Consider the following 18412-nt stretch of genomic DNA (forward strand, 5'->3'; position numbering starts at 1 on the left):
GTCTCGGACGGGTCGGTCGTCTCTGAGGGGCCGGTCGTCTCGGACGGGTCGGTCGTCTCCGCGGGGCCGGTCGTCTCGGACGGGTCGGTCGTCTCCGCGGGGCCGGTCGTCTCGGACGGGTCGGTCGTCTCTGAGGAACCAGCCGTCTCGGACGGGCCGTTCGTGTCCGAGGAACCAGCCGCCTCCGAAGGGCCGGTCGTCTCCGAAGGGCCGGTCGCCTCCGACGGGCCAGCCGTCTCCGAGGGGCCGCCGCCCCTCGTCCCTTCAGCCGAACGGATCCGGCAAGCGGTCCTCGCCCCTCACCTCGCCGAGGCCGAAAGAGTCCTGCTGTCGCTCCGTCACGCCGACCGCCGACTGCGCCTCGGCGTGTCGGAGGCCCGGGAACTCGCTGGTGCCGCCGCCGAGTGGTTTCTGCGCGGGGCGCGGTCCGGGGAGCTGCGGGAGGCGCTGACGACCGGGCTGCCGCCCGAAGGGGTGCGGTACGCACCGGGGTTCGTACGCCGTCGGCTCACCGACAAACTGCCGGAGGCGCGGAGCATCCCCGAGCAGCAGCGGCGTTCCCGAGCCGCCCAACCACCCTCACCACCCGCCCGGTTCGCGACCTGTCAGGGCCCCGGCAGCGAACACGTCTTCCGGCCCGTAGCCGATGAGACGCACTGCGGCCCGTGCCGACAGAAGCGGGCCGAGGCGGCCTTTTCCGCCGCCCGCGCCGAACCGATCTGACGACCGTCCCGGCCCGGCGCGCTCGGACGCTCCGCCTACTGCGCCGCGACGGTGGGCTCTTCGGGTGCCGTGGGCTCCGGCTCGGGCTCGGTGCGCTTCTGCGACGGGACGAAGAAGGCGAGGACGAGCGGGATGGCGCTGAGGGCGATGATCCACCAGAACGTTCCGGAGAATGCCGAGATGCCGTCCGCCTCCGTGGCGGCACCGGTGAGCCGGTTCTGCAGGATCACGGCGATGACCGCGACGCCGAAGGGCGCGCCGACGCGCTGTACGACGCTGAACGCCGCGCTGGCTCGGGGGGTCTCCTCGTAGCTCAGATTCGAGAGGGCGAGTGCCATCACCGGGAACGTGGTGGCGGCGAAGCCGACTCCCTGGGCGAACTGCCCGGCCAGCAGCAGCGCTGTTCCGCCGTGCGCGTCCGCGAGGGCGAACGGCACGGTCCCGATCATGGTCAGCAGCACACCGGCGGCGACGATGAAGCGGCCGTCGAACCGCGCGGCGAGGTTGCGCAGGGCCACGACGAAGAACATCGCGCCGAGCCCCTGAGTGATGAGCAGCACGCCCGTATGCAGCACCGTCTCGCCGCGAAGCTCCTGGTAGAAGAGGGGGAGCAGGAACGACAGGGCGTAGGTCGAGAACCCGCTCGCGAAGGTGATGACGCCGCTCAGGCCGAAGCTGCGCCGCGCGAACACGCGTACGTCGATGAGAGCGGGGCGACGGGCGCGCAGCGAGTGGACGGTGAAGGCGGCGAGCAGTACGACGCCGATGAGGAGCGGCAGCCAGGCGTGAGCGTCGGCGAAACCGTCCTTTCCGGAGAGCTCACTGACGCCGTAGGCGACGGCGACGACGCCGGGAGTGAGCAAGAGGAAGCCGGACACGTCGAGTCGGTGGCCACGCTGCCCGGAGGGCGTGGGCAGCAGCAACCGGCCGAATACGAGCGCGACGAGGCAGACCGGCACGTTCACGAGGAACATCCAGTGCCAGCTCAGCGACTGCACGATGGCGCCGCCGAGCACCGATCCGAGAATGGGGCCGAGCAGTCCGGGGAGCGCGACCGCGGCTGTCGTTTTCTGGATGCGTTCCGGGCCGGCCGCCCGCGTGACGATGGAGAGCGTTATCGGCATCACCATGCCGCCGCCGATCCCCTGGATCACCCGGAAGGCGATGAGTACGGGCAGGGAACCCGCGAGGCCGCAGAGGAGCGAGCCGACGAGGAAGGCGCTCACGGCGAACATCCAGGCGTTGCGCGCCCCGAACCGTTCGGAGAGCCACCCGCTCACCGGGATCACTGACACGAAGGCCAGCAGGTAGCCCGTCGCGACCCATTGCGTCTGGGCGACCGAGGCGTCGAACACCGTGCGCAGATGGTTGAGGGCGACGTTGACGATCGTCGTGTCCAGGAGCGTGATGAACACGGCGAGGGCGAGGACGAGGCTGATCAGGGTCAGCCGGCGATCGGTCACCGGCGGCGTCGCGGCCTGTGCGGCCGTAGCTGTTGGAGTCACGGCGGGAACACTACACCGTGCAGTGCAGCTCGTACACTGCACGGTGTAGAGCAGATCTTGGGTGTGGAAATGAACGGGCTGGAGACCTCGCGGACGGGTTCGTCGAGGGCGGGCTCGGGCGAAACCCCGGAGCGGGCCCGACCCGGCAGGGTCAGGCGTCGGCGCTCAACGCGGGCTGCGCCGGCTCCGGTAGGCCGCGACGCTGGCCCGGTGTGCGCAGGTCCGGGTGCAGTACTGCTTCGAGCCGTTGCGCGAAAGGTCCACGAACGTGGCCCGGCAGGTCGGCCCGGCGCAGACGCCGAGACGGGCGGGGCCGAGTGTGGCGATCACGGAGGCCAGTGCGCTGAGCATGGCGGCGGCGAGGTGTGCCGAGCGGCGGTCGGTGTCGGAGGCGACCTCGGTCCACCAGCGGTCGCCCTCGTGGCGCAGTACCGGGGTGGCGCGGCTGCGGCGCAGACCGTCGTTGATCAGGGCCGCGGCTTCGGCCGCGTCCGCGTTCGCCCGTTCGAGCACCTCGCGCACCGTCCCGCGCAGCGCGCGGACCTCCGTCAGGTCGGCGCGGGTGAGATGTCGCGGAGCGGCCCCTTGGTTCGCGGCCGAACTCGGAGGCTCTGTCGCGGGGTGGTCGTCGAGGAAGGCCCGGAGTTGCTCCACGGTCTCCAGCCTGTCCTCTCCCTTGATCGGCATCAGGGTGTTGGCCAGGTCGACGGCCGTCTGGACCACCAATGGACTGTAATACGCATCCTGCATTTGACGTGTCTCCTCGCTGCCTCGTAATGTTACACCCAAAGGAGCTTTGGCATGTCACAACATACCTGGCGAGGAACGACGCCGCAGGCGAGCGCGTCTGGACGGGCCCCGGCGCCGGAATGGGCCCCGGTGCCGGAACGGACCGACACCCCGGACGGATGTCCGTCCGGACGCCCGGACGGACGCCCGGACGGACGTCGGCTGGGGCTGACTTTGGGGATGCTCGTGCTGCCGATGTACGTGGCACTGGGCGCGCCGTCGGTCGCCCTGCCGTCCATCGGCCGCGCACTCGCGGTGCCCTTCGGGGCCACCGCGTGGATTCTCGCCGCGTGGTCGCTGACCTCCGCGCTCGCGATGCCGGTCGCGGGCCGGCTGCTGGTCCGCTGGAGCCCGTTCCAGGTCCTCGTCACCGGGGTCGTGGCGCTCGCCGCGGGCTCCGCGCTCGCCGGAGTCGGGCCGACGCTGTCCGTCGTGATCGTCGGCCGGCTGATCGGCGGCGCCGGGGCGGGCGCGACCGTGATCGCCGTGTACGCCGCGGCCACCGCCCTGCCCGGGCGGCAGCGGATCCGGGCCCTGGGGATCATCGCGGCCGCCAGCGCGACGGCGTCGGGGTGCGGGACCCTGTTGGGCGGGGCGGTGACCACATGGCTCGGGTGGCGTGCCGTGCTCGCGATCCCGGTCCTCGCGCTGCCCCTCCTGCTGGTCGCATGGCCGAGCAGGCGCGCGCTGGCGCGTAGCGGTGGAGGTAGCGGCGAAGGTAGCGATGGAGGCAGCGATGGAGACAGCGGCAGCGGCGGGCGAAACGGCTCGACCGGACGAAACGGCTCGGCCGGACGAAACGGCTCGGCCGGACGAAACGGCTCGGCCGGACGAAACGGCTCGGCCGGGCGCAACGATTCTGCCGGGCGAAATGGCTCGACCGGGCGACTCGATATCGTCGGCGCGGCCGTGCTGTCGGTACTCGCCGGCTCCTTGATCACGTTGTTGCAGGCCCACTCGGTCGGCCTGCCCGCCCCGGTCACGCTCGCCGTGGCTGTCGCCGGGGCGCTCGCCGCCGTGGGACTGTGGTGGCGTGTGCGCAGCACGCCCGACGCGTTCGTGCCCCGGCGGGTGATCGCGTCCCGCGGCTTCCTGGCGGCCGGGCTCATCGGCGGGGCCGTCTTCGCCGGCTATTACGGGGTGCTGTTCCGCGCCCCGTCCCTGATCGAACAGGCCACGGGCGGCGGCCCGTTGGAAGCCGGGCTGTTCCTGGTCCCGGCCGCCGTCTGCTCGGTGCTGGCCGGGCGGCTGGTCGGCACCTTGACCGACCGGTTCGCCGGCTGGCAGGTGACGGCCGGGCTCGCGGCACTCACGGTCGCCGGCGTGCTCGTGGTCGCGATCTTCACCGGGCCGGTCCTGATCGTCGTCGGCACGGCGTTGACCGTGTGCGGATTCGCCGGCGCCCAAGCCGTACTGGTGGGCCTCGCACCGGACCTGGTCGCCGCGGACGACCGCGACACCGCGCAGAGCCTGCTCAACTTCATGAACGCCCTGGGCGGCGGGATCGGCCCGGCCGCGGTCGCGGGCCTGTCCGGCATCGTGCCGGCGCCGGCGGCCCTCGCCGCGCTCGCGGCACTCCCGCTGGCCGGACTCGTCCTCAGCCTGACCCGGCGCCCGTCCGCCGACCTCCGCCCGTCCTCCGATCGCCGCCCGTCCTCCGACCGCCGCCCCGAACCCGCCGCCACGCGCGGGAGCCCGCGCTGACGGTCCCGGTCCACCCGCATCCGATCCGATAACGCCTCGACCAGTAAGGAGCCTTGCCATGTCGGCCGAGCCATTCGAGGTCAGCATCACCGAAGCCGAGATCGCGGACCTGCGTGAACGTTTGCGACGTACGCGGTGGCCCGAGCGCGAGCCGGTGGACGACTGGTCACAGGGGTTGCCGCTGGCGTACGCGCAGGAGCTGTGCCGCAGTTGGGCCGAGGACTACGACTTCGGGTTCGCCGAGCGGCTGAACGCCTTCCCGCAGTACCGCGACACGATCGACGGGCTGGGCATCCACTTCCTGCACGTCCGCTCGCCGGAGCCGGACGCGTTCCCGCTTGTGCTCACGCACGGGTGGCCGGGTTCGGTGCTCGAATTCCTGGAGGTCCTCGGCCCGCTGACCGACCCGCGCGCGTACGGCGGTGACCCGGCGGACGCGTTCCATGTGGTCGCGCCGTCGCTGCCCGGGTACGGCTGGAGCGACAAGCCGTCGACCACCGGGTGGGGCATCATCCGCACCGCGCGCGCCTGGGACACGTTGATGGTCTCGCTGGGCTACGAACGGTACGGCGCGCAGGGCGGTGACTGGGGTTCGGCGGTGTCCGGCGCACTGGGCGAGGTGGCGCCCGAGCGCGTCGCCGCCGTGCACCTGAACCTGGGATCCGTGGCGGCGGGCGCGTTCGCCGACCCGACCCCCGCGGAGCTGGCGAATCTTGAGGCCGAGAAGGAGATGCAGCGCACCGGCCGGGGGTACTCGGCGATCCAGGCGACCCGGCCGCAGACCCTCGGCTACGGCCTCACCGACTCCCCGGCGGGCCAGGCCGCCTGGATCGCCGAGAAGTTCTGGGCCTGGACCGACAACGACGGCCATCCCGAGGACGCGGTGTCGCGGCAGACGATCCTCGACGAGATCTCGGCCTATTGGTTCACCGCGTCGGCCGCGTCGTCGGCGCGTATGTACTGGGAGGGCTTCGCCGACTTCCGGAACAAGGTGACCGCGCCGTCCGGACTGTCGGTCTACCCGCGCGACATAACCCGCCCGTCGCGACGGGAGGCCGAGCTGCGGTTCACCGACCTGCGCTGGTACGAGGAACTGCCGCGCGGCGGCCACTTCGCCGCACTGGAGCAGCCGGAGTCGCTGGTCGAGCAGGTGCGCGGGTTCTTCCGCCTGTTCCGCTGACGGCCCCTGCCACCCCCTGGAAAGCTAGCGCCCAGGGGGTGGTCCTGTTTCTACTGGGATTCCTCGTCGGGCAGCCAGATGTCCAGAGCTGCCCGTTCCCACACGGCGTAGTCGCTGACATTGCGTCGGTAGCGCCGGTGGCCGGTGCCCTGGGTATGCTGCCGCATCCACTCCTCGACGGCTTCCGGATTGCCCTCGCCGCCGGATTCCATGCCGCATTCGACGTCTTCACCCGAAACGCACATGGCACTGTATTCAGGCCAGGCGGAAGGGTCTTGGGCGATCGTGAACTGCGCGTACCGAAAGATGCGGCTGACCGTGGGTCGCCCCCTGGAGGGGTTCTCGGCACTGCTCGTCGACAACCGCACGGACGTATCCGGGCGCCCCCGCCCGGCACGGTGCTCGGGGCACTGGCAAGGCGGATAGGCCATCGCGCCAAGGGGAATCCTCGGTCCCTTCGCGGGCTTTCCCGCGCGCTCTGATTCCGATTCTCCGGGCTCTTTGGGCACCAGGAGCACTCCGCGCTCCCCATTCGCCGCCATCAGTTGGGAGAGCCTTCCCCTTCCACTGCTCCGCGTCACCGCACGGCCTCCTTCGAGCCCGAATCGATGACGCCCGCCAACGACTCCGCCCAGGACGGCGACGCGGCCCCCAACTCGACGCGCGGGCCTTCGGCGCGCAGTCTCGGCAGCGCGAGACCGGCGGCGAACAGGGACCGCCGAAGCGACCGCGCCGCGTCGGCCGCCCGCCCTACGCGGTCACCACTGGAGGCCGTCCGCAACGGCGGCGGCCCCAGGGCCTCCACCAGCCGAAAGGCCGTGTCATGACCGATCGGGTCGACGTCGACGAACGCACGTCCAGCTATCGGGGCCGCCCCTCGCATCGGCAGGTAGAACCCGAGTGCCATGAAGGACAGGTGGAGCTCGTCGGCCAGTTGGCTGCCGATGGCTCGGGCATCAAGGCAGGTGACTCGCGGGCTTGGGGCCATCAGGAAACCTCACCACGTCAAGGTTGCAGCGGTCTCTTCTCGCTCTACGTAACCGTCCGACTCCGGCCAGGGGTAGCGTTTGGAACGCAGGGCAGAGTTGAAACCGTTGAAAGTTGGCCCGCACGCGGGGAGTTGGGAACGTGCCTGATCGAAGGCCCAACGACGGGCTGCGTCGCTTGTTGGCAGAGAGCCGCTGGACCTACAGCCAGCTGGCCATGGCGGTCAACCGCACCGGCACGCAAGCCGGGGTGCCTCTCAAGTACGACGCGACGTCTGTGCACCATTGGCTAGGGGGCACCGTCCCCAAGTCGTCTGTCCGTCCGCTGGTGCGTGAAGCGCTGACCAGGAAGTTGGGTCGACCAGTCACCTACGCGGAGATGGGCTTCCCTTCTCCCAAGGATCAGGCCGCCAAGCCGGTGGAAACGGTGGATGGGCTGATGGACCTCGGCAGGATCGACATGGATCCGTCACGGAGGGGCGTCCTAGGAGCTGCTCTGTTCTCAGTGGCCCTGACTATTCCTGGTTGGCAGGACGTCATGGGCCGCGCCGATGCCATTCAGAGTGGTCGAACCTCTCGGATCGGGTGGCCCGAGGTGGACATGGTCGTTGCGATGACCGAGAGGGTGTCCGAACTTGACGACCAGTTCGGCGGGCGCCACGCACGGCCCATGGCGGCGACTTTCATGGTTAACACCGTGGGCCAATACCTCAAGGCAGACGCGCCCGAAGACGTGAGGAAAGGGATGCTCTCCGCCGCCGCGGACCTGAGCTATCTCACCGGCTATATGGCAGTGGATGAGGGGTATCACGGGCTGGCGCAGGAGTACTACCTCAAAGCCTTGGAACTGGCCGGCGCGGCTCAAGACCACCTGACGTATTGCACGACTCTTCGAGGCATGAGCCTTCAAGCCGTGGACCTCCAACACGCCGCACATGCCATGCGGCTGGCCGACGCGGCCGCTGCGGCGTCCCCGGCGGCTGGACCGCGCATGCGGGCCTTCCTGGCCGGCCAGCAAGCCCACTCGGCCGCCCAAGTCGGTGATCGGCGCCATGCTTTGACGTACATCAAAGAGGCTGAGGTGGCGATGGAGAAGGCCGAAGCCAAAGAGAAGGCGTTCGGTTCATATGGGCCTTCGTCGCTCCTGTACCACATCAGCCAAGTGAAATACGGCCTCGGTGATGTGCACGGGTGCATCGCCTCCATGCAGGAGTCGCAGAGGTTGCGCCGCAGCGACCACCGCCGTACCCGAGTCCGGTACCAATCACTGCTCGCTGAGCGGCAGATGGAGGTCGGTCACCTTGAAGCCGCTTGTGCGACGTGGGACGGCGTCCTGGACGACTACCCGCTCGTGCACTCCGGAGCGTGTGATGACCGGGTCGAGAAAATGCGAACTCTCATCCGCCCCCACCTTCGGAACAGCATCGCCCGACAACTCTACGAGCGGTCGGAAACGATGAAGCGCTCTACATGAGGTTGCGCAGGGCTAAGCGGCTCCGCCGAAGTCCGCTGCTGATCCGCACCTGCGGTACAAACCTGGCCGCCCCTGGTGAACGGGGTTTGGGGGCGAAGCCCCCAGGAACTCTCTGTTCCCGCACCTCAGCGGAGCTGCTCAGGGCCTGTCGCGAAGTCGGGTGTGAGCGTGTGGCAAGATCACGGGATGCTGCGACTCACCGATTTCATTATCGACTGCCCGGACACGATGAAACTGGCGGCTTTTTACTCCGAGGTGACGGGCCGTCCGATCAAGGAAGGCAGCTCCGAGGACTGGGCCGGCATCCAGTTCGGCGAGATCGAGCTGGCATTCATCCGGGTGGACGACTACCGCGCTCCGCAGTGGCCCGACAGCGAGCACCCCAAGCAGTTCCACCTCGACTTCGAAGTGGACGAGATTGAGTCCGAGCAGCTCCGCGTCCTCGACCTCGGCGCGACGCTGAGGCAGGACTTCATCGGCCCCAACGGCTACGGCTGGCAGGTCTACACCGACCCGATCGGCCACCCCTTCTGCCTGTGCCGCAACAAGGGCGTCATCTGGACCGACCAGGGCCCGATCTGGCCCAAGCACGACTAACGCGGCTTTGGTGAAGTTGGCTGCTCCCACGCACAGCGCCCCGGGGACGTTCACGCGTCGGCCCTTCTTGTCCTCGCGCGGCACGACGGCCCGCTGCCCTGCTCGTGACCAGGTGTATCCGGTGGGCATGGTCGGAGCGAACCCGCTCTCGTCGAGGAAGTACAGGTCCCTTACGCCCGCGTGCGCGTCCAGCCGTAAAGCCGTAAAGCCGTAAATCCTCCAGTTGGGCCCGTGCGGCCTGCTGGAGGACGGGGTCGGCCTTGTGCCGCAGCGTGTCCCGGGTCCGTTTCCACCGGAACCCGTCCTGGTGGAGCAGCTCGGTCAGCCAGACCGCCGAGACCCGCACCCCCCCCGCTCGGCGGCCAGCCAGTCGCACAGCGCGGCGGCAGTCCAGGTCCGGCCCTACCGGGCGGATTCGTCCAGTAGCGCGGCCAGTGCCTCACGGTCCTCGCGGGTGATCGAGGCGGGGCGGCCCGGGCGCGGGGCATCCGCCAGCGCGTCGAACCCGCCGGCCGCGAAGCGGTGGACCGCCCCCGGACGGTGACGTCGTCGCATTCGAGCAGGTCAGCGACCTCGGGCACGGTCAGGCCCCGCCCCATCAGCCGTATGCACTCCAGACGCAGTCCGGCACCCGGCGCGAGATCACGTGCCCGCAGATGCTCACGCACCTCGCGTTCCTGATCAGACGTCAACTCCACACGCAAGATCTTCGGCATGGGCAGCCCCTCCCTGTCCTACCTCATACCCGAACCGCAGCCCACATCACCGAGACCGCTTAGCCCCCGGCCCGCCCCTCACCCCCCTGGCGCAAGCGCCTCCCACCGCACCGTGAGTTCCCCCTGTCGCCAGCGGCGCGGGCCGTCCGTGGAAACGGGCCGCGACTTCGCTGATTGGCCAGCCGTCGTCAGCGACGAGTCGCGCGACTTTCAGACGGTGGCGCGGGGTGAGGGCAGCGTTCGGATGTGACATGTCTGAGCTCCTGGACAAGCTGAAGGGCCGGCCATCGTGTGTGGCCGGCCCTTCGAGAACGAACATAGTGGGTTAGGTTCGTGCAGCTCAGTCCACCGGGGAGACCCGGATGAGGTTGCCGTCGGGGTCCGTGATCACGAACGTGCGGCCGAAGACAGCGTCGTACGGCTTCTCCACGACATGGACTCCCTTCGAGACCCAACTCGTGAAGATCTCGTCAACTGCGGACGCTGCTCCCGGCACCATCAGCCCGACTTCGCTCGTGCGAGGGGTGCTCGGGACCGCGTGTTCGCTGCCCCCCGTCCACAACGCGAACAGGACGCCGGGGGCTACCTCGAAAGCCACGTAGTGGGGACTGGTGAAGGTCGGTTCGATCTCGAACAGGTCGCTGTAGAAGGCCGTAGCGGCCTCGGCGTCGCGGACGTAGATCAGGAACAGGTTGGGTGCGGGCATAGAGCGCTCCTCAGATCGTTGAATTCCCGGTACCGCTCCAGTTGATCGCCTAAGCGCGACAGAACCTGTCACCTTTTCTGTGAACATTGGTCAGCATGAAGGCTTCGAGGCTGTTGCACCTCTTGCTGCTCCTACAGACCCGTCAGCGCATGACCACCACCGAGCTCGCCGAGCGTCTGGAGGTGTCCCGGCGGACGGTGCTGCGGGATGTCGCGGCGCTCTCGACAGCAGGTGTGCCTGTTTATGCCGAACGCGGGCGGAACGGTGGGATTGTCCTGCTCCCCGGTGCACGGCTCAACGCATCCCATCTGGAACCACCAGAGTTGGAGGCCCTCTCCCTGGCTGGTTTGGACAGCGCGCAACTTGAGCGCATGGGCCTGTCTGCGGTGTGGGAGTCGGCCGCGCGCAAGATCGCCGCCCGTCAGGCCGCAGCACCTGAGTCGCCGAGCCTGCTGCGACTGGCGGACCTGGTACTGGTGGACAGCAACGCGTGGCTTGCTGACTCAAAGGCAGCGGTGGACGTATCGGATCTGGCCTCGGCCCTGCGACACCGACGCCGACTGCGAATCCAGTACCGGCGCAGCGCCGAGAAACAGGCCTCGACGCGAGTGGTCGACCCGTACGGGATCGTGGCGAAATCAGGCCGCTGGTATCTCATTGCCGACGACCAGGGGACTGGCCGGCTGTTCGCTCTGGAACGACTCTCGGCCTACGAACAACTCGACGCGCCAGCTGTTCTCCGACCAGATGAGACCCTCCGCACCAGCTGGGCTGCGTTGAAGGAACGCACCGAGAGGCCAGGCCGCGTGAGCGTGACCGTCCGTCTGCGAGAAAATGGCCTCGACCTGGCACGGCGCATCCTCGGCACCCGCATCCACGATGTCTCCGACACGGAAAACGGCTGGTGCACCATCGTCGTCCGCTACCCCGACATCGAGTCAGTGCGTCAGCTCCTCCAGTTCGGCAACCACATCGAGATACTCACCCCAGAGACAGCCCGCAAACGCATCAGCCAGCTTGCCAAGGACCTGGCTGAAAGACACTCGGCCCCAGCCTCGTGACTGCTAAGACGTCGTCTCAGTTGGTACAGCGGCGATAGCAGATGAGGGTGCTCGCGATGCCTACGAAGGCGAGGAAGTGCTCGGCCTTGCGTTCGTAGCGGCGGTGCAGACGGCGGCACCCATTGAGCCAGGACATGGTTCGTTCAATGACCCAGCGATGGCGACCCAGGCGGTTGGAAGGTTCGATGCCTCGACGGGCGCTGCGAGGGGTGATCTGGCGGCGGCGAAGCCACGCCCGCAAATGGTCGAAATCGTATCCCTTGTCTGCGTGCAGCTTGGCCGGACGGTGACGTCTCGGTCCGTAACGAGAGCGGATCGGCGGAATGCCGCGCATCAGCGGGGATCAGGGCCTGGCTGTCGTGCAGGTTGGCACCGGAGACGCCCACTGAGATCGGTAGGCTGTTGCGGTCACAGATGACGTGAATCTTCGACCCGAGCTTGCCGCAGTCGGTCGGACTCGGTCCGGTCAAAGGGCCGCCCTTTACCGCCCGAACACTCGCCGAGTCGATCGCGCACCGGGTCCAGTCCAGCTCGCCGTCCGCACCGAGCCTATCCAGCACCACCCGGTGCAACTTCGCCCACACCCGAGCCTTGGACCCACCAAGGCACCGCTTACCCAGGTGCCTGCCCCCTCACGATCCTCCATCCCTTGCCTGTTTCCGGCCGGCTCACCGCATAGGTCCGTTCTCACCCGACCGAAGCCAGGGGGCCTATCCGTGGTGCCAGACCTCAGCCGGAGTGATGTCCCAAGAGGTGCCCGCGATTCCCGCTGTGTTGAAGAACGAAGCCCAACTCACGACCGCATCGCCCGCGCGCTGTGCGCCTCGATCGAAGTCGAAGCCATGCAAGTTGAGGTCGCCCCCGAGGCAGAAGCAAATGCCCAAGTCCCGCTCCAGCGCATGAGCCTCCATCTCCGCGTCCAGCTCGGACGGCACACGGCCTATGAGGCGCAGCCCCTGAAAGATGACTTGGGGGCCACACAGCCCATCAACGAGCACACACGTCAAGCCCACGCCTTCGACGAAGTAGCACTTCACCGCAGGTCGATCGTCCGATTCAGACCTGCGGAACTCGACCCGCCACTGGGCGCGCTGAGGGTTCCAGCGCTCGATCTCGCTCTCCGCAGCTGAAAATCCATGTTCCGCCATGGCCTTGACGACCTCGTGGCGATTGGTGCCGAAACTCAGCGGTCCGAGAGTTTGGCGAGGCACGTACCCCCACTGTTCCCGCTCCGTGTCCGCAAGCACCACCCAGTAGTCCGTGTTCACCGCCTGATGATCGTTCATGCGAAGCTCTCGAAACAACCCGGCCCAAGAAAGGCGCCTTGGGGCCTTGGCCGCTTCCAGTTCTGCTCCGTTCGTCTCCAACTGAGACGACCTCTAAGTGGCACGCCCTGCTCTCGATCAATGTCCCCGGTCGGTACAAGGGAACTACGCGAAGAGCTTGCCCTGACCGTAGAGATACGTGCCCTGTTGGTCGTGGACTGGGTGGAGCCGCATGGTCCGTGGGACGACCAACTGGCCTGCATTTTCGACGGTGGTGTAGTGGATGACAGCAGAGCTGCCGCTCTACGACCGCACGATGAGGAACTCTCCGAACTCGTTTTTGCCGCCTACGACGAGTCGAGAAGCCTGCTGCCCCCGAGGTTGGCCCGACGCTTCGAGGCAGCCGTAGAGGCGGTTTCGGACGGGAGAATGCGCTACCTGCGCAACGGGATACCGATCTGGTAGTGCCCGCCTGTGCGCAGGGGCGGCGGCCCGTGCCGGGCCCGCCCCGGCACGGAGGGCCCCCGGCCCGGCGTCACCCCCCTGGCGCAAGCGCCTCCCACCGCACCGTGAGTTCCCCCTGTCGCCAGCGGCGCGGGCCGTCCGTCACAGGCCAGGCGGTGGCGAGGGAAGCCGCCGTGCGGATCCAGCGCTGGCGGGCGCCCAGGGCTGCGTAAGGGGCGGCGGAGGCCCAGGCGTGGTCGAAGTCGCGGAGGAAGGCGTGCACCGGCTCGCCCGGCACGTTGCGGTGGATGAGTGCCTTCGGGAGCCGTTCCGCCAGGTCGGAGGGGCGGTCTAGGGAGGCCAGGCGGGCCGCGAAGGTGACCGTGCGCGGGCCCTCGGGGCCCAGCGCGACCCACACGTGACGGCGGCCGATCTCGTCGCAGGTGCCCTCCACCAGCAGCCCGTCCGGGGCGAGCCGCGCGCACAGCCGGGCCCACACGGCGGCGACCTCCGCCTCGTCGTACTGCCGCAGCACGTTCGCCGCCCGGATCAGGACCGGCCGTCGGCCGCCCGGCAGCGGCACCTCGAAGCCGCCGTGCGCGAAGACCAGCCCGGCCCGCTCGTACGGCAGCGCCGCCGCGACCCGCGCCGGGTCGATCTCGACGCCGACGACCTCGGCCCCCGGCCGTACGGTCCGCAGCCGGGCCAGCAGCTCGACGGCGGTCCAGGGCGCGGCCCCGTACCCGAGGTCCACCGCGACGGGGTCGGAGCTGCGGAGCAGCGCGGCGGCGTGCGCGGCGGCGATCCAGCGGTCCATGCGGCGCAGCCGGTTCGGGTTGGTCGTGCCGCGGGTCGCCGAGCCCACGGGCCGGACACGGGCAGGCACGAAAGCAGTCGGCGCGGAAGCGGTCGGCACGGAAGCAGGCGGCACGGAAGCAGGCGGCGCGGACTTCCGCAGGGGCTGGGCGGGCATGGTCACGAGCCTAGGCGGTGCTCGACCGAGGGCCTGGCCGGGCAGCGGGCAAGCAGCCACTCGGGTGGCCAGCGTCACGTTTTGGCAAAACAGGAAATGGAGCTCATTCCTCCGGTGTTCCAACGCTGACAGCTGTAGCCCGCCTACGCAGGAGGACACGTACGGTGAGCCAGTACGTACCGCGGCTCGGCACGCGCCGAGGCCGCACCCACGGCCCGCTCGCCGGGCCGTCGCGACTGCGCCGCACCTCCCGGCGGCCCCGCCGCATCGCCATGCTGAGCGTCCACACGTCCCCGCTGCACCAGCCCGGCACGGGCGACGCGGGCGGCATGAACGTCTACATCGTCGAACTGGCCAAACGCCTCGCCGCGATCAACATCGAGGTCGAGATCTTCACCCGCGCCACCACCGCGTCCCTCCCGCCCACGGTCGAGCTGGCCCCCGGCGTCCTGGTCCGGCACGTCGACGCGGGCCCGTACGAGGGCCTCGCCAAGGAGGAGCTGCCCGCCCAGCTCTGCGCCTTCACGCACGGCGTGATGCAGGCGTGGGCCGGGCACCGCCCCGGCTACTACGACCTCGTGCACTCCCACTACTGGCTCTCCGGCCACGTCGGCTGGCTCGCCGCCGAGCGCTGGGGCGCGCCGCTGGTGCACGCCATGCACACCATGGCCAAGGTCAAGAACGCCGCGCTCGCCGCCGGCGACACACCCGAGCCGGCGGCGCGCGTGATCGGCGAGACGCAGATCGTACGGGCCGCCGACCGGCTCATCGCCAACACCGCCGAGGAGGCCGAGGAGCTCGTACGGCATTACGAGGCCGATCCCGGCGAGGTCGCCGTCGTGCACCCCGGCGTCAACCTGGAGCGGTTCCGCCCGGCGGGCCCGGACGTCAGCGCGAGCCGCGCCGCCGCCCGCGCCCGCCTGGGGCTGCCGCAGGACGCGCTCGTACCGCTCTTCGCGGGCCGCATCCAGCCGCTGAAGGCCCCGGACATCCTGCTGCGCGCGGTCGGCGTGCTGCTGGACGAGGAGCCCGCGCTGCGCTCGCGCATCGTCGTGCCGGTCGTCGGCGGGCCCAGTGGCAGCGGCCTCGCCAAGCCGGAGGGGCTGCACAAGCTGGCGGCCCGGCTCGGCATCGCGGACGTCGTGCAGTTCCGGCCGCCGGTCGGCCAGGACCGGCTCGCGGACTGGTACCGGGCCGCGTCCGTGCTGGTCATGCCGTCCTACAGCGAATCCTTCGGCCTGGTGGCCGCCGAGGCCCAGGCGTGCGGCACGCCGGTCGTCGCGGCGGCGGTGGGCGGGCTCCCCGTGGCCGTGCGGAACGGGGAGAGCGGCTTCCTCATCGACGGCCACGACCCCGCCGACTACGCGCACGCCCTGCGGCGCTTCGCCGACGCCCCGGAACTGGCCGACCGGATGGGCGAGCGGGCCGCCCGGCACGCCCAGTCCTTCGGCTGGGACACCGCCGCCTCGGCGACCGCCGACGTCTACACCGCCGCGATGCAGGAACGGCGGCGTCGCCTACGCTCGACCCATGGCTGATACGGCTGGCAAGACGGACACGGCGGACGCGCGGCAGGTCATCGAGGCGACGCTCAAGGACGCCGAACTGGAGTGGGAGTCGCCCTCCAGCGGCACGTACGTGGTGAAGCTGCCCGGCACCCGCAAGCTCTCCACCACCTGCTCCCTGGTCGTCGGGCAGCACTCCCTCTCCGTCAACGCCTTCGTCGTCCGCCGCCCCGACGAGAACGAGGCCGCCGTCCACCGCTGGCTCCTGGAGCGCAACACCCGGCTGTACGGCGTGAGTTACGCCGTCGACCACCTCGGCGACATCTACCTCGTCGGCCGCCTGCCGCTCGCCGCCGTCACCCCCGACGAGGTCGACCGCGTCCTCGGCACCGTTCTGGAGAACGCCGACGGCTCGTTCAACACCCTCCTGGAAAAGGGCTTCGCCACGGCGATCCGCAAGGAGTACGCGTGGCGGACGTCGCGCGGCGAGTCCACCCGGAACCTGGACGCGTTCACGAATCTGACCGGGGAGGGACCCGGGGGTCAGGGCGGGGACTGAGGCGGGGCGCCCCCGGCCGCTCGCGCACCGACGACTGGAGGACGTGCAGGGCGAGCAGCAAGACCCCGACGTCGTCCAGATAGACGGGATCGGGGAGCAGGTCGACGGGGGAGAGGGTGTAGAGCAGGGCGCCCCAGTAGGCGGCTTTGTGCTCCAGGGGGACGCCCGCCGCCTTGAGGATCCTACGGGCGCGGATCAGCCGGACCGTGAGGACCACGGCCGCCGCGAACGCCGCTGCGGCCGCGATTCCGGCCACTACGAGAACTGTCTGCAACTCCATGGTCGAGCGGCCCTCCTGGCTAAGGGGCGGAACCGGCCGGCCTCCGTTCGGGCCGTGGGCGCCGGGTTCCCGCTTCCGGGCGGGGCAGTCGCCGACGCGCCGGGCGCGGTGCCGTTGTACCAAAGGAGGCGGTGGTGGCCGCCGGAGCCACGCGCGCCGCGGCCGTGCTCGACCCCTTCCGCCCGCCGCAGCCGCGTGGCATTGTCACTTTCGTCGCCCACATGAACAGCGTTCATATCCATGGAAGGCCGGCTCATGGACCTCACCCGACGAAAGCTCCTCGGCAGCGCCATAGCCACGGCGGCCGGCGCCGCCGCACTCGCCGCCCCCGCCGCACTCGCCGCCCCCGCCGTTCCGGCAGCCGCCGCCCCGACTCCCCAAGGCAGCAGGCTCTGGCGGGAGTTCACACGCAATCCGTACGCGCACCCGAACATCCCCTACATCGGCCGCGCCGGCCATTACGGCGGATCCCGCGACTTCCCCCGCCCCCGCCGCGGACCCGCGGTCAACGTCCTCCACTACGGCGCGAAGCGCGACGGATCCGCCGACTCCGCGCCCGCCATCAACCGCGCCATCGAGGCCGCCGGACGGCGCGGCGGCGGCACCGTCACCGTGCCCCCGGGCACGTACCGCATCGACGACGTCATCCGCATCGGCTACGACAACGTCGTCCTGCGCGGCGCGGGCTCCTCCCGCACCACCCTGCACGCCACCCGCAGCCTCACCGAGATCGTCGGCCCGTACGGCAGCCGCTACGGCGGGAACAAGTCGGCCTGGTCCTGGGCCGGCGGCCTCATCTGGATCTGCCCGCGCGAGCGCTGGCACTCCCTCACCGACGCGATCAAGGCCGAGGACTGGCCGTTCGAGGGCTGGACCGGCAACAAGCGCGACGAGTTCCGCACCCTCGCGGCCATCAGCGCCCCGGCCCGCCAAGGTGACTGGACGATCACCGTCGCCGACCCGTCGCGCCTGCGCCGCGGCGACCGCGTCCTGCTGCGCCTCACCGACGACGACGGACACACCCTCCTCCAGCACATGGCGGGCGACGTCGAGGGCGCGCGCGGCTACCAGTGGGCCGACAAGACCAAGCTCACCTCGTACGTGCCGTACGAATGGCCGTGCCGCGTCACCGCCGTGCGGGGTCGGCGCGTCACGCTCGACCGGCCGCTGCCCCTGGACGCGCGCCCCGAGTGGCGGCCCGAACTCACCACCCTGGTACGGCCGGTGACCGGTTCCGGCGTCGAGGGGCTGACCCTCGACGCCGTCGAGACGCCGCAGGCCAAACACCTGCTGGACAAGGGGTACAACGGCGTCGCCCTCCAGTGCGCGTGGGACTGCCGCGTCGAGGACGTACGCGTCGACAACGTGGACAACGGCTTCCTGCTCGTCGCCGCCAAGGCGTGCACCCTGCGCCGCACCCGTGTCTCGGGGCGCGGCAGCCACCACCCGTACTGTTGCCGCGAGGGCTCGCACGACAACCTCGTCGAGGAGTTCGCGATCGACGACCGTACGGTCCCGGCCCCGCCCGGCACGCAGCTGCACGGCATCAACGTCGAGGGGCTCTCCAGCTACAACGTCTGGTCGCGCGGCCGGATGGAGATGGGGACCTTCGACACCCACCGCGGGCTGCCGTTCGCCGATGTGCGGACGGACATCACCGTGAACAACACCGGCTCGCACGGCGGCGACGCGAGCGCCGGGCCGCTGTACGGGGCGCGGTTCACGCACTGGAACGTACGCGTCGTCAACGAGCGGGCCGGGTGCGTGAAGATCGACGGCATCGCGCCGTACAGCGCGACGGTGGGCATCAGCGAGGTCAGGGAGTTCGGGCAGGTGGACGTACCGGACTTCGAGGGGCCGCTGCACGCGCGCGTGGAGGCGTACGGGCGCCCGGATTCCGTACGGCCGCGGAATCTGTACGAGGCGCAGCGAATGGTGTGAAGTG

17 protein-coding genes and 3 pseudogenes are annotated in these 18412 nt (G+C 69.9%); 10 read left to right on the forward strand and 10 right to left on the reverse strand.

The features are described 5' to 3' along the window. Window positions 1-723, forward strand: a pseudogene (locus AB0I49_RS09040) (hypothetical protein); the annotation flags it as partial. Between the two features lie 35 nt (window positions 724-758). On the opposite strand, the gene AB0I49_RS09045 reads toward AB0I49_RS09040, so the two are convergent. Both AB0I49_RS09045 and AB0I49_RS09050 read right to left on the reverse strand, forming a co-directional pair. Beyond that, a complete protein-coding gene (locus tag AB0I49_RS09045; protein WP_363226174.1) occupies window positions 759-2228 on the reverse strand; it encodes a DHA2 family efflux MFS transporter permease subunit in 1470 nt (489 codons plus the stop codon). Window positions 2229-2393: 165 nt separating this feature from the next. Further along, window positions 2394-2978 carry a CGNR zinc finger domain-containing protein gene (locus tag AB0I49_RS09050; RefSeq protein WP_363226175.1) on the reverse strand — a complete coding sequence of 195 codons (585 nt, stop codon included), beginning with the start codon at window positions 2976-2978 and terminating at the stop codon, window positions 2394-2396. 219 nt (window positions 2979-3197) lie between these two features. Here AB0I49_RS09050 and AB0I49_RS09055 point away from each other — a divergent pair, with 219 nt between their 5' ends. Both AB0I49_RS09055 and AB0I49_RS09060 read left to right on the forward strand, forming a co-directional pair. Then, window positions 3198-4721 carry an MFS transporter gene (locus AB0I49_RS09055; protein WP_363226176.1) on the forward strand — a complete coding sequence of 508 codons (1524 nt, stop codon included), beginning with the start codon at window positions 3198-3200 and terminating at the stop codon, window positions 4719-4721. A 58-nt stretch (window positions 4722-4779) separates the two neighbouring features. Next, window positions 4780-5901, forward strand: a complete 1122-nt coding sequence (locus AB0I49_RS09060; RefSeq protein ID WP_363226177.1) for an epoxide hydrolase family protein — start codon at window positions 4780-4782, stop codon at window positions 5899-5901. Window positions 5902-6478: 577 nt separating this feature from the next. Here AB0I49_RS09060 and AB0I49_RS09065 read toward each other — a convergent pair. Next, entirely contained in the window at window positions 6479-6889 is a 411-nt protein-coding gene (locus tag AB0I49_RS09065; RefSeq protein WP_363226179.1) for a hypothetical protein, read from the reverse strand. A 140-nt stretch (window positions 6890-7029) separates the two neighbouring features. On the opposite strand from AB0I49_RS09065, the gene AB0I49_RS09070 reads away from it, so the two are divergent. Together AB0I49_RS09070 and AB0I49_RS09075 are read left to right on the forward strand one after the other, a co-directional pair. After that, on the forward strand, window positions 7030-8361 hold the full coding sequence (locus AB0I49_RS09070) for a tetratricopeptide repeat protein (RefSeq protein WP_363226180.1): 1332 nt from the start codon (window positions 7030-7032) through the stop codon (window positions 8359-8361). Window positions 8362-8547: 186 nt separating this feature from the next. Continuing rightward, window positions 8548-8958: a VOC family protein gene (locus tag AB0I49_RS09075; protein WP_363226181.1), complete on the forward strand. Its 411-nt coding sequence runs from the start codon at window positions 8548-8550 to the stop codon at window positions 8956-8958. A 402-nt stretch (window positions 8959-9360) separates the two neighbouring features. Here the strand turns inward: AB0I49_RS09075 and AB0I49_RS09080 are convergent, their stop codons facing one another. The 3 genes and pseudogenes from AB0I49_RS09080 to AB0I49_RS09090 all read right to left on the reverse strand — a co-directional run bounded on the left by AB0I49_RS09080 (window position 9361) and on the right by AB0I49_RS09090 (window position 10380). Then, window positions 9361-9513, reverse strand: a complete 153-nt coding sequence (locus tag AB0I49_RS09080) for a helix-turn-helix domain-containing protein (RefSeq protein ID WP_363226182.1) — start codon at window positions 9511-9513, stop codon at window positions 9361-9363. A gap of 312 nt (window positions 9514-9825) precedes the next feature. Beyond that, window positions 9826-9927: pseudogene (locus AB0I49_RS09085) on the reverse strand (IS481 family transposase); the annotation flags it as partial. 87 nt (window positions 9928-10014) lie between these two features. Further along, the gene (locus AB0I49_RS09090; protein ID WP_363226183.1) at window positions 10015-10380 is read right to left on the reverse strand and encodes a VOC family protein; all 366 of its coding nucleotides are present in this window, start codon (window positions 10378-10380) and stop codon (window positions 10015-10017) included. A 95-nt stretch (window positions 10381-10475) separates the two neighbouring features. Here AB0I49_RS09090 and AB0I49_RS09095 point away from each other — a divergent pair, with 95 nt between their 5' ends. Further along, window positions 10476-11441 (forward strand): WYL domain-containing protein, encoded by a 966-nt coding sequence (locus AB0I49_RS09095; protein WP_363226184.1) that lies wholly within the window; start codon window positions 10476-10478, stop codon window positions 11439-11441. 16 nt (window positions 11442-11457) lie between these two features. On the opposite strand, the pseudogene AB0I49_RS09100 reads toward AB0I49_RS09095, so the two are convergent. Both AB0I49_RS09100 and AB0I49_RS09105 read right to left on the reverse strand, forming a co-directional pair. After that, window positions 11458-12037 (reverse strand): annotated as a pseudogene (locus AB0I49_RS09100) (IS5 family transposase); the annotation flags it as partial. A gap of 114 nt (window positions 12038-12151) precedes the next feature. Continuing rightward, window positions 12152-12727: a hypothetical protein gene (locus AB0I49_RS09105; protein WP_363226185.1), complete on the reverse strand. Its 576-nt coding sequence runs from the start codon at window positions 12725-12727 to the stop codon at window positions 12152-12154. 192 nt (window positions 12728-12919) lie between these two features. On the opposite strand from AB0I49_RS09105, the gene AB0I49_RS09110 reads away from it, so the two are divergent. Next, the gene (locus AB0I49_RS09110) at window positions 12920-13171 is read left to right on the forward strand and encodes a hypothetical protein (protein WP_363226186.1); all 252 of its coding nucleotides are present in this window, start codon (window positions 12920-12922) and stop codon (window positions 13169-13171) included. A 70-nt stretch (window positions 13172-13241) separates the two neighbouring features. Here the strand turns inward: AB0I49_RS09110 and AB0I49_RS09115 are convergent, their stop codons facing one another. Further along, on the reverse strand, window positions 13242-14123 hold the full coding sequence (locus AB0I49_RS09115) for a class I SAM-dependent methyltransferase (RefSeq protein ID WP_363226187.1): 882 nt from the start codon (window positions 14121-14123) through the stop codon (window positions 13242-13244). Between the two features lie 236 nt (window positions 14124-14359). Between AB0I49_RS09115 and mshA the strand changes: the two genes are divergently transcribed. Beyond that, window positions 14360-15661 carry a D-inositol-3-phosphate glycosyltransferase gene (gene mshA, locus AB0I49_RS09120; protein WP_363226397.1) on the forward strand — a complete coding sequence of 434 codons (1302 nt, stop codon included), beginning with the start codon at window positions 14360-14362 and terminating at the stop codon, window positions 15659-15661. Then, a complete protein-coding gene (locus tag AB0I49_RS09125; RefSeq protein WP_363226188.1) occupies window positions 15654-16187 on the forward strand; it encodes a YbjN domain-containing protein in 534 nt (177 codons plus the stop codon). The genes mshA and AB0I49_RS09125 overlap by 8 nt, the downstream gene beginning before the upstream one ends. Here the strand turns inward: AB0I49_RS09125 and AB0I49_RS09130 are convergent. Further along, window positions 16141-16467 (reverse strand): YkvA family protein, encoded by a 327-nt coding sequence (locus AB0I49_RS09130; RefSeq protein WP_363226189.1) that lies wholly within the window; start codon window positions 16465-16467, stop codon window positions 16141-16143. The genes AB0I49_RS09125 and AB0I49_RS09130 overlap by 47 nt on opposite strands. 255 nt (window positions 16468-16722) lie before the next feature. Between AB0I49_RS09130 and AB0I49_RS09135 the strand changes: the two genes are divergently transcribed. Next, window positions 16723-18408: a glycoside hydrolase family 55 protein gene (locus AB0I49_RS09135; protein ID WP_363226190.1), complete on the forward strand. Its 1686-nt coding sequence runs from the start codon at window positions 16723-16725 to the stop codon at window positions 18406-18408. Window positions 18409-18412 lie beyond the last annotated feature (4 nt).

The sequence above is a fragment of the Streptomyces sp. NPDC050617 genome, from assembly GCF_040654795.1.
Classification (GTDB): domain Bacteria; phylum Actinomycetota; class Actinomycetes; order Streptomycetales; family Streptomycetaceae; genus Streptomyces.